This window comes from Bradyrhizobium guangzhouense, from assembly GCF_004114955.1.
In the GTDB taxonomy this organism is placed as follows: Bacteria; Pseudomonadota; Alphaproteobacteria; order Rhizobiales; family Xanthobacteraceae; genus Bradyrhizobium; species Bradyrhizobium guangzhouense.
In genome coordinates this window covers 4,708,850-4,723,431 of the sequence record NZ_CP030053.1, presented here as the reverse complement: position 1 = coordinate 4,723,431, position 14,582 = coordinate 4,708,850, and the positions used below count along the sequence as shown (strand labels likewise).

13 protein-coding genes and 1 riboswitch are annotated in these 14,582 nt (G+C 66.7%); of the genes, 8 read left to right on the top strand and 5 right to left on the bottom strand.

The annotated features are described in order from the left end of the window. The first annotated feature begins 4 nt into the window (after positions 1-4). The gene (locus XH91_RS22860) at positions 5-1,699 is read left to right on the top strand and encodes a ShlB/FhaC/HecB family hemolysin secretion/activation protein (RefSeq protein WP_128952667.1); all 1,695 of its coding nucleotides are present in this window, start codon (positions 5-7) and stop codon (positions 1,697-1,699) included. A gap of 37 nt (positions 1,700-1,736) precedes the next feature. Here the strand turns inward: XH91_RS22860 and bluB are convergent, their stop codons facing one another. The 3 genes from bluB to cobU are packed head-to-tail and all read right to left on the bottom strand — an operon-like array spanning position 1,737 to position 3,658. After that, positions 1,737-2,369: a 5,6-dimethylbenzimidazole synthase gene (bluB, locus tag XH91_RS22855; protein WP_128952666.1), complete on the bottom strand. Its 633-nt coding sequence runs from the start codon at positions 2,367-2,369 to the stop codon at positions 1,737-1,739. Positions 2,370-2,372: 3 nt separating this feature from the next. Beyond that, complete coding sequence (gene cobS, locus XH91_RS22850) at positions 2,373-3,158, bottom strand: adenosylcobinamide-GDP ribazoletransferase (protein ID WP_128952665.1); 786 nt, start codon at positions 3,156-3,158, stop codon at positions 2,373-2,375. Continuing rightward, complete coding sequence (gene cobU, locus XH91_RS22845; RefSeq protein WP_128952664.1) at positions 3,155-3,658, bottom strand: bifunctional adenosylcobinamide kinase/adenosylcobinamide-phosphate guanylyltransferase; 504 nt, start codon at positions 3,656-3,658, stop codon at positions 3,155-3,157. Before cobU ends, cobS begins: the two co-directional genes overlap by 4 nt. A gap of 122 nt (positions 3,659-3,780) precedes the next feature. On the opposite strand from cobU, the gene cbiB reads away from it, so the two are divergent. Beyond that, on the top strand, positions 3,781-4,722 hold the full coding sequence (cbiB, locus tag XH91_RS22840) for an adenosylcobinamide-phosphate synthase CbiB (protein ID WP_164933747.1): 942 nt from the start codon (positions 3,781-3,783) through the stop codon (positions 4,720-4,722). Positions 4,723-4,733: 11 nt separating this feature from the next. Next, a complete protein-coding gene (gene cobD / locus XH91_RS22835) occupies positions 4,734-5,699 on the top strand; it encodes a threonine-phosphate decarboxylase CobD (protein WP_164933746.1) in 966 nt (321 codons plus the stop codon). Here cobD and XH91_RS22830 read toward each other — a convergent pair. Together XH91_RS22830 and cobO are read right to left on the bottom strand one after the other, a co-directional pair. Then, a complete protein-coding gene (locus XH91_RS22830) occupies positions 5,688-7,136 on the bottom strand; it encodes a cobyric acid synthase (RefSeq protein WP_128952662.1) in 1,449 nt (482 codons plus the stop codon). The genes cobD and XH91_RS22830 overlap by 12 nt on opposite strands. 5 nt (positions 7,137-7,141) lie before the next feature. Then, positions 7,142-7,789, bottom strand: coding sequence for a cob(I)yrinic acid a,c-diamide adenosyltransferase (cobO, locus tag XH91_RS22825; protein ID WP_128952661.1), 648 nt, complete (start codon positions 7,787-7,789; stop codon positions 7,142-7,144). Between the two features lie 39 nt (positions 7,790-7,828). Next, positions 7,829-8,045, top strand: a riboswitch (cobalamin riboswitch). 96 nt (positions 8,046-8,141) lie between these two features. Here cobO and XH91_RS22820 point away from each other — a divergent pair. From XH91_RS22820 to XH91_RS22800, 5 genes are read left to right on the top strand one after another with little or no spacing between them, the layout of a single operon-like run. After that, positions 8,142-8,516 (top strand): DUF1636 family protein, encoded by a 375-nt coding sequence (locus XH91_RS22820; protein WP_128952660.1) that lies wholly within the window; start codon positions 8,142-8,144, stop codon positions 8,514-8,516. Continuing rightward, entirely contained in the window at positions 8,513-9,547 is a 1,035-nt protein-coding gene (gene cobW, locus XH91_RS22815) for a cobalamin biosynthesis protein CobW (protein WP_128952659.1), read from the top strand. Before XH91_RS22820 ends, cobW begins: the two co-directional genes overlap by 4 nt. Continuing rightward, entirely contained in the window at positions 9,547-12,795 is a 3,249-nt protein-coding gene (gene cobN, locus XH91_RS22810) for a cobaltochelatase subunit CobN (RefSeq protein ID WP_128952658.1), read from the top strand. The genes cobW and cobN overlap by 1 nt, the downstream gene beginning before the upstream one ends. Further along, positions 12,792-13,952 carry a precorrin-3B synthase gene (cobG, locus tag XH91_RS22805; RefSeq protein WP_128952657.1) on the top strand — a complete coding sequence of 387 codons (1,161 nt, stop codon included), beginning with the start codon at positions 12,792-12,794 and terminating at the stop codon, positions 13,950-13,952. The genes cobN and cobG overlap by 4 nt, the downstream gene beginning before the upstream one ends. Next, on the top strand, positions 13,952-14,581 hold the full coding sequence (locus tag XH91_RS22800) for a precorrin-8X methylmutase (protein WP_128952656.1): 630 nt from the start codon (positions 13,952-13,954) through the stop codon (positions 14,579-14,581). The genes cobG and XH91_RS22800 overlap by 1 nt, the downstream gene beginning before the upstream one ends. Position 14,582 lies beyond the last annotated feature (1 nt).

Genomic DNA, 14,582 nt, shown 5'->3' with positions numbered 1-14,582 from the left:
CGAGATGCGGATTCTGGGGGCAGCACTGGGGATCGGGCTTGCGGCGTCGAGCATCGTGGCCGCGCGCGCGCAGGTGCCCTCGATCAATCCCGGCGCCATCCAGAACGACGTCGACCGGCAACGCCGCCAGTTCGAGCAGCAGAGCGCGCCGCCCAAGCTGAACGGTCCCGCCGTGGTCGGCGGCCCCAGGGAAAAGTCGCCGCTGATGAAGCCGGGCGGCCCGAAATTCCGTCTGCGCAAGCTCGAGTTCGACCCGTCCAAATTCATCACGCCGGCCGAACTCGACGCGATCGCGAAGAAATATGTCGGCAGGAATGTCGACATTGCGACATTGTTGCAGATCGTCGCCGACATCAACGCCATCTACACCGAGCGCGGCATCGTGACCGGCATCGCGACACTGCCGGATCAGGATCCCAAGGACGGGACCGTCAAGATCAAGCTGACCGAAGGCCGGCTGCAGAAGACCACCGTCGAGGGCAACCAGCAGACCCGGACCGACTACATCCTCCAGCGCGTTAAGGAACCGGAAGGCGAGGTCCTCGACGTTCCCAAGCTCAATCGCGACGTGACCTGGTTCAACCGGACCAACGACGTGCAGATCAAGGCGCTGCTCCAGCCAGGAACGAGCTTCGGCCTGACCGACCTGCAGCTTGCCGTGATCGAGCCGCCGGTCGACACCTGGCAGCTGTTCGTCGACAACCAGGGCTCCGAAAACACCGGCCGCTGGGAGGGCGGCACCTTCTACAAGCGCCACGGCCTGTTCGGCGTCGACGACCGCCTGACCTTCTACGGCGTTCGCGCCGACGGCAACCTCAACGGCAACGCCGCCTACAGCATCCCGGTCAATCCCTGGGGCGGACGTGTCGGCGTCAGCTATACCGAAGGCAAGATCAAGATCATCGAGGGGCCATTCGTCGCGCTCGACGTCACCGGACGGTCGAGCCAGGCTGCGGTCAATGTCAGCCAGCCGGTCTGGGCGACGCAGAACTGGCTGGTGTTGCTCAATGCCGCCGAGACCGAGGGCAAGACGGTCAGCCGCTTCTCGACGGTCGCGGTGACCGACGACCATTACGACAAGGCGACAGCCGGCGTCTCCGTGACCAATTCCGGCAACACCTATTCGGTCACGGTCTCGCCAGCCGTGAACTACATCGAATGGCAGGACCACGTGCTCGGCAACAACCGCACGTTCAACACCTATACCGGCTCGCTGATCGCGACCAGCGCGGCCGGCCCCGCCAATTTCAGCACCAACGTGCTGGCGAGCTGGCAGTACACCCAGGAAAAGCTGCTGCCGGGCGATCAGATTTTTACGATCGGCGGCCCGACGACGGTGCGTGGTTATCCGACCAACGCGGCGTCGGGCGACAGCGGCTATTACTTCAACGCCGAGCTGCACTACAATTGGTCGCAATGGCTGCGGGGATTCGACACCTACATCTTCACCGACTGGGGCGCGGTGTATTCGACGGCTCCCGGCATTACGGAAATGGCCTCCGCCGGCGTCGGCTTTTCCTGGACCTATGCGCCGTTCATGACGTTCGAGGCCAATTACGCGACGCCGCTGAAGAATGCGATTTCGACCCAGCACCATTACGAGGCCTATGGCCGCGTCATCTTCCGTCCGCTGCTGATGTTCGAGAAGCAGCAGACCGCGACGCCTATGGCGGCGGTCACCGACAAGAGCAAGTCGTAGGCGCTCGCAATGACGGAGGATAGAGCGGCTGACCAGGCTAACGCCGCAGCGTGAACTCGCTCGCGTCCCGCCGATGCTCCCACTTCGCACGCTCGAGCTCGGGCTGGTCGCACTCCGCCTCGGGATAGCCAATGCAGAGGTAGGCGACGAATTTCCAGGAGACGGGCACGTCGAGCACGCTGTGGATGCGCTGCGGATTGAGGATGGAGACCCAGCCGAGCCCGATGCCTTCGGCGCGCGCGGCGAGCCACATCGCGGTGATCGCCGAGACCACGGAATATTCCGTGGTCTCCGGCATGGTGGCGCGGCCGAGGCCGTGGCCGATGTCGCTGGCCTTGTCGGCGAAGATTGCGAGATGGCAAGGTGCCTGTTCGAGGCCCGAGAGCTTGAGCGTGGCATAGCGCGCGGCGCGCTCGCCCGAATAGCAGTTGAGTGCATCGGCGTTGCACGTCTTGAAGTCGTCGATCACGGCGCGGCGCCGCTCGGGATCATCGACGATGACGAAGCGCCACGGCTGGCTCAGGCCGACGGACGGCGACAGGCAGGCGATGTCGATCAGCCGCTCCACGGCGCCGTCGGGCAGCGCCTGGTTACGAAAACGGCGCACGTCGCGGCGCCACACGAACAGCTCGCGCAATTGCCGGCGGAAGGTGTCGTCGAACTCGATCATCGCTCATCCTCCCCCGTGGAGGAAGGCTGCGGCGACCAGCAGGATCAGGATCTCGCCGACCTGCTCGAACGCGCCGAGGATGTCGCCGGTCTGTCCGCCGATCTGACTGATGGCGAGGCGAGCCAGGATCAATCCGGCTGCCGACAGCAGCATCAGGCCGACCAGCGCCTTGGCCGGCCCCAGCGCAAGCGCAAGCACGAGCGTTCCGAGACCGAAGGCCATGGCCACGCTGCGGCCCGGCGGCGATCCCGCGCTGGCTGACAATCCGTCCGGTCGTGCCGGCGGGACCAGCGACATGAAGGCTGGCAAGCCCGCGCGGGCCGCAGCATGGGCCGCGCAGAGGGCCATCATCACGGCCCATGGATTGGCGATGACCGCAAGAGCGCTCCAGCGCAAGCCGAATGACAGGATCAGTGCGCAGACACCATAGCTGCCGATCCGGCTGTCACGCATGATCGCGAGCTTGCGCTCGCGTGTCCGCCCGCCGCCGAGCCCGTCGGCGGTATCGGCAAGCCCGTCCTCATGCAGTGCGCCGGTGATGAGCGTGGTCGCCGCCAGCGCGAGCAGCGCAGCGAGGTTCGGCGCCAGTCCAACGCGAATGGCGACCTTGTAGACGAAAGCGCCGGCAAGGCCGACCAGAAGTCCTGCAACAGGCAGCGCCCACGTCGCGCGTGCGACGGCGCCTTCGCCCGATGGCTTCGACGAGGCCACCGGAACGATCGTGACGAAGGACGCCGCGATCCTGAGATCGCCGATCACGTCTTTCAGAATGTCGGCGCGCGGCGTCATTTCAGCTTCATCGGTAGGCCGGCGACGACGAACTCGACTTCGTCAGCGGCGGCCGCAACGGTCTGGTTCATGATGCCGGCGGCGTCGCGAAAGCTGCGCGCCAAAGCGTTGTCGGGCACGATGCCGAGTCCGACCTCGTTGGTGACGAAGACAACGGAGCTCTTGAGACGAGGCAGAACGGCGGCAAGCTCGCTCACCGCGTGCTCCCAGTCGCGTTCCGCATGCATCAGATTGGAGAGCCACAGCGTCAGGCAGTCCACCAGCCTCGCACCGCCACCATCGCTCGCAATGAGCGCGGGCACGAGATCGAGCGGCACCTCGCGTTCGATCCAGTCGGTTCCGCGCCGCGCGCGGTGCCTTGCGATGCGAGTCTCCATCTCGGCATCGAGCGCCTCGGCCGTCGCGACATAGACGGGCTGCCCGGGAAAGGCACGCGCGCGCGTTTCCGCACGCTTGCTCTTGCCCGATCGCGCTCCGCCCGTGATCAAGATGACGGCCATCAAAGTCTCCTATCGGCCTGACTAATCACCAATCGCGGCCAAAGACAAAGCCGAAATCAGTCCGGCGGGGGCTTGCGCTCGCCGCTTGCTTTGCGCAACAGGAGGCGGGACAGGAGGCGGATGTGGGCTTTGCGGGCGCGATGGTCGTGGCGATGGCGGTGGATGCCCTGCTGGGCTGGCCCTCGCCGTTGTTCGCGCGGATCGGCCACCCCGTGACCTGGCTGGGCCGGCTGATTGCAGCCATCGACATCGGCTGGAACCGCGAGCTTGCCCCGCCGGCGCTGCGCCGCGCCGCCGGCGTCGCCGGCGCGCTTCTGGTGATCGCGCTCGCGGTTGCGTTTGGTTGGCTGCTTCAGTTCCTGCTTCCCTCGAGCTGGATCGGAATTGCTCTGGCCGGAGTTCTGGCCTGGCCGCTGGTGGCGCTGCGCTCGCTGCATGATCATGTCGCCGCCGTCGCCAAGCCTCTGCTGGCCGGCGACATCGACGGCGCGCGCGAGGCGGTCTCGCGTATCGTCGGCCGCGACCCCGCCGCGCTCGATGAAGCCGGCATCGCACGCGCGGCCATCGAGAGCCTCGCCGAGAACGCCTCCGACGGCATCGTCGCGCCGGTGTTCTGGGGCGCGCTGTTCGGCCTGCCGGGAATCTTCGGCTACAAGGCCATCAACACGCTGGACTCCATGATCGGCCATCGCAGCGAACGCCACGAAGCCTTCGGCTGGGCGGCCGCGCGCATCGACGATGTCGCAAATTTCATTCCCGCGCGCCTGACCGGCTTCTTGTTCGTGCTGCTCGCGCCGCAGCGCTCCCAGGCGCTGTCGTGCATGACGCGCGATGCACGCCGCCATCGCTCGCCCAATGCGGGCTGGCCGGAAGCCGCGATGGCCGGGGCGCTCGGCGTGCGGCTCAGCGGTCCCCGCATCTATCACGGCAGCGTCACGAAAGAGCCCTGGCTCAACGAGGGCGCGCGTGATCCGCTGGCGGCTGATATCGTCGAGGCACTGGCGATCTATCGCCGCGGCATGCTGCTGCTCGCCGGCCTGCTTGCGATCCTGGCCTTCGCGTGAAAGAACGGGCCATGCGCGAGCACGGTGGAAATCTCGATCTGGCCCAGCAGCGTTTCGGCGGGCGGGCGGACGACTGGATCGATCTGTCGACCGGGATCAACCGGCTGCCTTATCCCGTAGGCGAGATCGCTCCGCATCACTGGCAGGCGCTGCCGTCGCACACCGAAATCGAGGTGCTGCACCTGGCCGCCCAACACGCGTATGGCACGTCAGCGCCTGTTGTGGCGATGGGTGGCGCGCAGGCCGCGATTCAATTGCTGCCGCAGCTCGCGCCGCGTGGCCTGGCCCGCATCCTTGCACCGACCTACAATGAATATGCGCCCGTTCTCTCAGCCGCGGGATGGCAGGTCGAGGAGGTGAGGGAGCTCGATGCGCTGGCTGGAGCGAACCTCGCCATCGTCGTCAATCCCAACAATCCCGACGGCCGCCGTCACGACCCGAATGATCTGCTCGCACTATTGCCGCGCGTCGGTCATCTCGTCATCGACGAGAGCTTTGCCGATGCCGTTCCCGAGCTCTCGCTCGCTTCGGAAGCGGGCCAGCCGGGGCTGCTGATCCTCCGCTCGTTCGGCAAGTTCTATGGCCTCGCCGGCCTGCGCCTCGGCTTCGCGATCGGCGATGCGAAGGACATCGGCAAGCTCTCGGCGGCATCAGGTCCATGGCCGGTCTCCGGCGCCGCGATCGCGGTCGGCTGCCGCGCCCTGCGCGATGACGCCTGGGCCAAGGCGACGTCTGCGCGGCTTGCGCGGGACTGTGCGCGCCTCGACGAGATGGTGCAAGCGCAGGGCTGGCGGCTCGTCGGCGGCGCATCACTGTTCCGTCTCTACGAGACGTCTGACGCGCTTGTCGCGCAGGAGAAGCTGGCTCGTGGCCAGATCTGGTCGCGCGTCTTCGCGCAAAATCCGACATGGCTTCGCCTCGGCCTTCCGGGTGCCGAGGCCGAGTGGTCGCGCCTTGCCGAGGTGTTAGCGCGCTAGCGCGAGCAGGCCTTCGACGTCGAGATGCCGTTCGATGTGATCGGCCAGCGCCTCGAGCGCGCTCTCGACCCTGGGGTGATACGGCTCCTCGCCGGCGGGAATGTCGAGCTTCGCCAGATACGCCTTGCGAAACTCATCCGACGTGAACAGGCCGTGCAGATAGCTGCCCTGCACGCGCCCATCGCGCGAAATCGCGCCTTCCGGCTCGCCGTTCAGCTTCGCGAACGGCCGCGCGCGATCTGGCCCGTCAGTACGCCCGATGTGGATTTCGTAAGCCTGGATCGGCTGATCCGTCGCCGCGTGAATGGCTGACACGCGCGTCAGCGTCTTCTGTGGGCTCATCATTGTTTCCACATCCAACAGCCCGAGGCCCGCCGTGTCGCCCGCGGGACCTTCGATACCCTCCGGGTCGGCGACGCTGCGTCCGAGCATCTGATAGCCGCCGCAGAGGCCGAGCACATGGCCGCCCCTGCGGTGATGCGCGAGCAGATCGATGTCCCAGCCCTGCGCGCGCAGAAAGGCGAGATCGCCGCGCGTGGACTTTGAGCCGGGGATGATCACGAGCCTGACATCGCCGGGGATCGCTTCGCCTGGGCGCACCATCACGAGATCGACAGAAGGCTCGAGCTTGAGCGGATCGAGATCGTCGAAATTGGCAATCCGCGACAGCGCGAGGCAGGCAATCTTGGTCTGGCCAGGCTTTCGCGCGTCGCTGAGACCCAAAGCATCCTCAGCCGGCAATTCGCCGGCGCGCGAAAACCATGGCAACACACCGAAGCCGCGCCATTCGGTCTTCGCTTCGATCAGCTTGTAGCCGTCACCGAACAGCGTGGGATCGCCGCGGAACTTGTTGATGACAAAACCCTGGATCATCGCGGCATCGTCGGGGTCGATCACCGTCTTGATCCCGACGAGCTGTGCGATGACTCCGCCGCGATCGATGTCGCCGACCAGTACGACGGGGACGTCGGCCTTGCGGGCAAAGCCCATATTGGCGATGTCGGCCTTGCGCAGATTCACCTCGGCGGGGCTACCGGCGCCTTCGACCAGCACCAGATCAGCGCGCGCCTTCAGCCGTCCAAAACTGTCCAGCACCGGACCCATCAGCGAGGGCTTCAAGGCCGCATATTCGCGCGCCCGCGCGGTGGCGATGCGCTTGCCCTGCACGATGACCTGCGAGCCGACATCAGTCTCGGGTTTCAGCAGCACCGGGTTCATGTCGGTGTGCGGCTCGACGCCGGCGGCAAGCGCCTGCAATGCCTGCGCCCGGCCGATCTCGCCGCCGTCGACGGTGACCGCGGCGTTGTTCGACATGTTCTGCGGCTTGAACGGAAGCACGCGCAATCCGCGCCGCGTGAAAGCGCGTGCGAGACCGGCGACGATGAGCGACTTGCCCACGTCCGAGCCGGCCCCCTGGATCATCAGCGCGCGTGCCATCGCATTCAGAACTCGACGCCGGCCTGCGCCTTGATGCCGGAGCGGAACGGGTGCTTCACCAGCGTCATCTCGGTGACGAGATCGGCGATCTCGATCAGCTCGTCCTTGGCATTGCGGCCGGTGAGCACGACATGCGTCATCGGCGGCTTCGAGGTCTTGAGGAAGTCGACGATTTCGGCGATGTCGAGATAGTCGTAGCGCAGCGCGATGTTGATCTCGTCGAGCACGACCATGCGCAGGTTGGCATCAAGGATCAGCTCCTTCGCCTTCTCCCAGCCGGCGCGCGCGGCCGCGATGTCGCGGGCGCGGTCCTGAGTCTCCCAGGTGAAGCCTTCGCCCATGGCGTGGAACTGGCAGAGCTCGCCGAAATGGCCGGTGAGCAGGCGCCGCTCGCCGGTATCCCAGGCGCCCTTGATGAACTGCACCACCGCGCAGGGCAAGCCATGGGCGACACAGCGCACGATCATGCCGAAAGCGGAAGAGGACTTGCCTTTGCCGGCGCCGGTGTGGACGATGATGAGGCCCTTTTCGCCACTCTTGGTTGCCATGATCTTGTCGCGGGCGACCTTGATCTTCGCCATTTTGGCGGCGTGTTTGGCATCGGTTTTGGCGTCGGTTTCTTGGGCCGTTTGGGTCTCCGGTTCACTCGTCATCGGATCGGTCCTTCGGCTTGACAAGAGGCGGCCGGGGGCAAATGGTGGCCCGGCGTTGGTTCCTGTCCTATGACAGGCGAAGAGGGAATGCGATAGGGTCCGAATCGGCAAGATTTGGGTCCAAAATGCAGCCGCCCCCGCGACCGTGACCGGAGAGATGCCCAAAGCCACTGATCCCCAGGGATCGGGAAGGCGGGGATCGAAGGGGAAACCCTGCTCCGCAAGCCGGGAGACCTGCCAGCGCGGACGATTTTTGAACCGGCGGACGGGGTGTTCCGCGACGGGGAAACGGGCCTTCGCAAGAACGGTCCGTGGGCCTCTTCGCCTCCCGCTGATACTTCTGGAAGAGGCGATGACTGTCACACTGCATGTCTGCATCACCTGCCGCGCCGGCCAGACGCTGGGCGAGGGCGAGGTTACGCCCGGCAAGCGCCTGCATGGTGCGATCCTCGAAGCCGGCGTGCCCGAGGGCGTGACCGTGGTTCCCGTCGAATGCCTGTCTGCATGCAGCCAGGGCTGCTCGGTTGCGCTCAGTGCGCCCGGCCGCTGGTCCTATGTCTATGGCCGCCTGTCGGATGCCAACGCGCAGGACGTGGTCGCGGGCGCCGCCGCTTATGCCGCCGCGAGCGATGGCCTCGTCCCCTGGCGCAGCCGCCCCGAAATCTTCCGCAAGCAGTCGCTTGCCCGCATTCCCCCCATCGCCGTGTTGCCGGAGGCCGCCGAATGAACTCGCTCGCAAAAGTCCCTGTGACCGTGGTCACCGGCTTTCTCGGCTCCGGCAAGACCACGCTGATCCAGCACCTGCTCAGCAATCCCAATGGCAAGAAGCTCGCGGTGCTCGTCAACGAGTTCGGCAGCCAGGGTGTCGACGGCGAGATCCTGAAATCCTGCGCGGACGCGAACTGCCCGGAAGAGAACATCGTCGAGCTCGCCAACGGCTGCATCTGTTGTACCGTCGCCGATGATTTCATTCCAACCATGGAGCAACTGCTGGCGCGGCCGGTGCGGCCCGATCACATCCTGATCGAGACCTCGGGCCTGGCGTTGCCGAAGCCGCTGCTCAAGGCGTTCGATTGGCCCGAGATCCGCTCGCGCATCACCGTCGATGGCGTGATTGCGCTCGCCGATGCCGAGGCTGTTGCCGCCGGCCGCTTCGCGCCGGATCCGGACGCGGTCGAAGCGCAGCGCGCCGCGGATGAAAACCTCGATCACGCGACGCCGCTCTCGGAAGTGTTCGAGGACCAGATCGCCTGCGCCGATATCGTGCTGTTGACCAAGGCTGATCTCGCAGGCGCTGTGGGCATTGAAGCCGCGAAGGCCGCGATTACCGCAGAGATGCCCCGCCGCGTGCCGATGCTGGCCGTCACCGACGGTGCGATCGATGCGCGCGTCATTCTCGGCCTCGGCGCCGCCGCCGAGAACGATCTCGCCGCGCGTCCCTCGCATCATGACGGCGAGGAGGAGCACGAGCACGACGATTTTGCCTCAGTCGTGATCGATCTTCCCGAGGTTTTGGATGTCGATGCGCTCGTCGCATCGGTCCAGAAGCTCGCGCGCGAGCAGAACGTGCTGCGTGCCAAGGGTTATATCGCGGTCGCAGGCAAGCCGATGCGGCTTCTGCTGCAGGCGGTCGGCGAACGCGTGCGCCACCAGTTCGACAAGCCCTGGGGCGCGGGGCTCAGGCAATCGAAGCTCGTCGTCATCGGCGAGCACGGCGATATCGACGAGTCCGCGATCAGGGCGGGATTGGGAGTCTGATGCACGTCGTCTTCCGCGAGAGCCGCGGTCTGGAAGAGACCGCGACGCCAAGGGACATCGGCCAGGACCCGGCCGATCTCGTGGTGCTCTCGTTCTCGGATTCCGACCTGGCTGCGTTTGCGGCGGGCTGGCGGCGCGGCCGGGGCAGCCTGCCGTCGCTGCGGCTTGCCAATCTCGCGGAACTGCGCCATCCCCTCTCGGTCGACACCTATATCGAGCGCACGCTGTCACAGGCGCGCGGCATCCTGGTGCGTCTGATCGGCGGTGTATCCTATTGGTCGTATGGATTGGCGGCGCTCCAGCAGCTCGCGAAAGACCGCAACATCGCTCTTGCCGTGTTGCCGGCCGATGGCCGCGACGACATCAGGCTCGATGGGTACTCAACCCTGCCGGTCTCGACGCTGCGCCGGCTGAAGGTGCTGTGCGACACCGGCGGCCCCGTCGCGGCGCAAGCCGCGATCGCGCAGCTCGCGCTGGCCTCGGGACTCTATGCCGGGCCTGTTGTCGGCGAGATGAACGTTCCTGAGAGGGGCTTTTACGATCCCGCGCATGGTGTGGTCGCAGAGCCGGCGCCGAGCGAGGGCAGGCCGCGCGCGCTCGTGACGTTCTATCGCTCCTATCTCACGGCCGCCGACACGGGGCCGGTCGATGCGTTGATCGCAGCGCTGCGCGAGAATGGTTTTGACGCGTATGGGGCCTTCGTCACCTCGCTGAAGGCGGCGGGCGTCGTGGATTGGCTGCGCGCGCATCTCGTGCAAAATCCACCGGCCGCGATCGTCAATGCCACGGCGTTCTCGGCGATGGGCGATGACGGCACCACGCCGTTCGATGCTGCGCCGTGTCCCGTGTTCCAGGTCGCTCTGTCATCGGCGCAACGGGAGGACTGGGCGGAGTCGCTGCGCGGCCTGTCGCCCGGCGATCTCGCCATGCATGTGGTGCTGCCCGAGGTCGATGGCCGCCTGTTTGCGGGCGTGGTAAGTTTTAAGTCGGCTGCGGAGCGCGATCCCGATCTGCAATTCTCCCATCTGGCCCACAGGCCGGATCAGGAGCGTGTGAAAGCGGTCGTCGCTCGCGTCGCAGCTTGGCGAAAGCTTGCCGGGAAGCCGGCGGCCGAAAAGCGGCTGGCCGTCGTGCTCTCAAATTATCCCGGCCGTCCGCATCAGATCGCGCATGCGGTCGGTCTCGATGCGCTGGCGTCGGTCGAAGCGCTGGTGGCCGATCTCCGGGAGGCCGGCTTTGACGTTACGCCGATGCATGCACTCGGCGAGACGTTGCTAAAACGGAAATTGACCTGGAGTGTCGCCGACTACCGCGCGGCGCTCCTGCAGCTTCCGCAAAGTTTGCAGGATGATCTCGTGCAAGCCTGGGACGCACCGGAGAGCGATCCGAGCTGCCGCGACGGCGCGTTCCACTTCGCGGCCATCGCGAGCGGCCGATCGATCATCGCGGTCCAGCCCGAGCGGGGCGATGCGGTGACACGCGATGCAGACTATCACGATCTTGCCCGCACGCCGCGCCATGCCTATGTCGCGTTCTATCTCTGGCTCCGCGGGCAGGGGATCGATGCCATCGTGCACATGGGCGCGCATGGCACGTTGGAATGGCTGCCGGGAAAATCCGTGGCGCTGTCCTCGTCCTGCTGGCCGGAGGCGCTGATCGGCGATCTCCCCGTGATCTATCCCTTCATCGTCAACGATCCCGGCGAGGCCGCGCAGGCCAAGCGGCGGATCGGCGCCGTCACCATTGGCCATCTGCCGGCCCGGCTCGAACAATCCGCGGTGCCGGAGGGCCTGCGCCGGCTCGAACGTCTGCTCGACGAATATTCGACCGCCGATGGTCTCGATCCTGCCCGCCGCCAGCGCCTGATCGCGGCGATCCGCAACGAGGCGCGCGCGGCCGGTCTCGAAGACGATCTCGGTCTCGATGCGACCGCTGCAGCGGCCGAAGCGATCCCGCGCATCGACCGCTTCGTCTGCGACCTCAAGGAAAGCCAGTTCGGCGACGGCCTGCATGTGTTCGGTCGCGGTGCCTGTGGCGATGCCGAGCGGGATGCATTGCGTTCCGCGCTTGCAGGACGTCGCGTCGCGCCCGGCCCGTCGGGCTCCCCCTATCGCGGACGGCAGGACGTGCTGCCGACAGGACGCAATCTCTTCGCCGTCGATCCCCGCGCCGTGCCGACACCATCGGCGCATGCGCAAGGCATCAAGCTTGCAGAAGAGCTGCTGCGCCGTCATTTGCAGGATCACGGCGATTGGCCGAAAGGTCTCGTCTTCGATCTCTGGGGCTCGGCGACCATGCGCACCGCGGGCGAGGAATTCGCGATGGCGCTGCATCTGGCCGGCCTCGCGCCGCGCTGGGATCATGCCTCTGGCCGCGTCACCGGTTACGACATCGTCGCGCCGGCCGAGCTCGGCCGTCCGCGCATCGACGTCACGCTGCGAGTGTCGGGCCTGTTCCGCGATGTATTCTCCGGGCTTGCGCATCTGTTCGAGGCCGCCTCCGAGGCGCTCGCCTCACGCGAAGACGAGGGCGACGAAAATCCCTATCGCTACCGCGCCTCCCGCGTGTTCGCGCCGCGTCCCGGGCAATACGGCGTCGGCCTTTCGGCCATTCCCGATGCGTTCACGTCGGAAACGCGCGATGCGGCCGGCGAAGCCTGGTTGTCGGCATCGTCCTGGGCGTTCTCCGCCGACGGCGAGATCAAGCACGATCGCGCCGGCATCGAGCAGCGGCTCGCGTCTGCCGATGCGTTCGTCCACGCTCAGGATCTGCCTGAGGCGGATCTTTTGCTCGCCGCCGATTATGCCGCGCATGAAGCCGGCATCGCCGCGGCAGCCGCCCATCTTGGTGCTGCCGCGCCATCGCTCTATCATCTCGACACGACGCGGCCGGACGAGCCGCATGCGCGCACGCTGACGGAAGAGATTTCGCGCGTCGTCCGGGCCCGCGCTGCCAATCCGGCCTGGATCGCCGGCATGATGCGCCACGGCTTTCGCGGAGCGGCCGAGATATCAGCGACGCTCGAACACATGGCCGCCTTTGCGCACCTTGCCGGCGCCGTGCCGCCGCATCTGTTCGATCTCTATTATGATGCGACGCTGGGTGATGCTGAAATCCGCGCCTTCATCGCGCGCGAGAATCCGGCGGCGCTTGCCGCAATGGAAACCTGCTTCACCCGCCTGCACGAGGCCTCGCTCTGGCGGACGCGCCGCAACTCGATTGCGGCTGCGCTGAAGGAGGCGTCATGAGCGCGGCTTCAGTGAGGGGCTGGTGTCCGGGCGCGCTCCGGCCGATGCAATCGGGCGACGGGCTCGTGGTCCGCGTGCGCCCGTTCGGCGGTCGGTTCGATGCGGAACAGATCGCGGGGCTTGCGCGTCTCGCCGAACGCCACGGCAATGGTCTGATCGACGTGACCAGCCGCGCCAATCTGCAGATCAGAGGCGTCAGCGAGGCCAGCCACCGGCCGCTGATCGACGGGCTCGCGGAACTGACGCTGCTCGATCCGGACGCTGACACCGAGTCCCGCCGCAACATCCTGGTCACGCCGTTCTGGCGCGACGGCGACGAGACCCAGGCGTTCGCCGCCGAACTCGAAGAGGCGCTGGCGGACTCGGCGCTCGAGCTACCGACGAAATTCGGCTTTGCCATCGATGACGGCACCTCGCGCGTGCTCGCTGGCGCTTCCGCCGACGTGCGGATCGAGCGCGATGCCGCTGGCGGTCTCCTCGTGCGCGCGGATGGCGCCGGCTTCGGCCGCAGCGTCGCGCGCGGTGAAGCGGTGAACACTGCGCTTGCTTTCGCGCGCTGGTTCGTCGCGTCGGGCGTTAGGGGCGGGCGAGGGCGCATGGCAACGCATCTTGCGGCCGGCGCGACATTGCCTGAGGCGCTGCGCGGCGAGGCGGAGCCTGCGCCGATCATGGCCGCAGCGCGTCCTGGTCTTTATCCGCAAGGCGCCATGATCGGCATCGCCTTCGGACAAATGCCGCACACGACGCTCAATCAGCTCTCGGCTTGCGGCTATCCGCTGCGGATGACGCCGTGGCGCATGGTCCTGAGCGAAGGCAAGCGGACGATGCCATCCGCTTCCGGCCTGATCACCGAGGCCTATGATCCGGCGCTGCGCGTCATCGCCTGCAGCGGCGCGCCGCGTTGTCGCGAGGCCCATGCCGACACGCGCGGACTTGCCGCGGCGCTGGCGCCGAACATCGGCGGGGCGGCACGGCTCCACGTCTCCGGCTGCGCCAAGGGCTGCGCCCATTCCGGCGAGGCCGCGATCACGCTGGTCGCAACGCCTGCGGGATTCGATCTCGTGCGCGGCGGCTCGACCCGCGACGAGCCGATCTTGCGCGGGCTCGACCGCGACGACATCGTGCGCGATCCCTCCATTCTGATGGGAGGGCACTGATGCCGCATATTTACCAGACCGATGGTGCGGCGATCTATCAGCAATCCTTTGCGACCATCCGGGCCGAGGCTGATCTCGCGCGCTTCACGCCTGAGGAGGAGCAGGTCGTGGTGCGGATGATCCACGCCGCGGGCATGGTCGGCCTGGAGGCGCATATCCGCTTCACACCGGGCATGGCGATCGCAGCACGGGCAGCGCTGCAGAAGGGCGCGCCGATCCTGTGCGACGCGCGCATGGTGTCTGAGGGCATTACCCGCGCGCGACTTCCTGCCGCCAACGTCGTGATCTGCACGCTCGGCGACGAGGCCGTTCCTGCGTTGGCCAAGTCCATGCACAACACGCGCTCGGCCGCGGCGCTGGAACTGTGGCGGCCGCATCTGGATGGCGCGATCGTCGCGATCGGCAATGCGCCGACAGCGCTGTTCCATCTGCTCAACATGCTGGAGGATCACGACTGCCCGCGGCCTGCGGCGATCATCGGCTGTCCGGTCGGCTTCGTCGGCGCCGCCGAATCCAAGGCCGCGCTGATGATTGATCCGCCGGCGCCGGCGCTCACCGTCGAAGGCCGCCTCGGCGGCTCCGCGATCACGGTCGCCGCCGTGAATGCACTGGCGAGCCGGAGCGAGTAGC

Coding starts and splice junctions, on each gene's coding strand:
- cobN (WP_128952658.1), top strand. CDS start 9,547: ATGCACGTCGTCTTCCGCGAGAGCCGCGGTCTGGAAGAGACCGCGACG.
- XH91_RS22830 (WP_128952662.1), bottom strand. CDS start 7,136: ATGGCACGCGCGCTGATGATCCAGGGGGCCGGCTCGGACGTGGGCAAG.
- bluB (WP_128952666.1), bottom strand. CDS start 2,369: ATGATCGAGTTCGACGACACCTTCCGCCGGCAATTGCGCGAGCTGTTC.
- XH91_RS22800 (WP_128952656.1), top strand. CDS start 13,952: ATGCCGCATATTTACCAGACCGATGGTGCGGCGATCTATCAGCAATCC.
- cobG (WP_128952657.1), top strand. CDS start 12,792: ATGAGCGCGGCTTCAGTGAGGGGCTGGTGTCCGGGCGCGCTCCGGCCG.
- cobS (WP_128952665.1), bottom strand. CDS start 3,158: ATGACGCCGCGCGCCGACATTCTGAAAGACGTGATCGGCGATCTCAGG.
- XH91_RS22860 (WP_128952667.1), top strand. CDS start 5: ATGCGGATTCTGGGGGCAGCACTGGGGATCGGGCTTGCGGCGTCGAGC.
- cobD (WP_164933746.1), top strand. CDS start 4,734: ATGCGCGAGCACGGTGGAAATCTCGATCTGGCCCAGCAGCGTTTCGGC.
- cobW (WP_128952659.1), top strand. CDS start 8,513: ATGAACTCGCTCGCAAAAGTCCCTGTGACCGTGGTCACCGGCTTTCTC.
- cobU (WP_128952664.1), bottom strand. CDS start 3,658: ATGGCCGTCATCTTGATCACGGGCGGAGCGCGATCGGGCAAGAGCAAG.
- cobO (WP_128952661.1), bottom strand. CDS start 7,789: ATGACGAGTGAACCGGAGACCCAAACGGCCCAAGAAACCGACGCCAAA.
- XH91_RS22820 (WP_128952660.1), top strand. CDS start 8,142: ATGACTGTCACACTGCATGTCTGCATCACCTGCCGCGCCGGCCAGACG.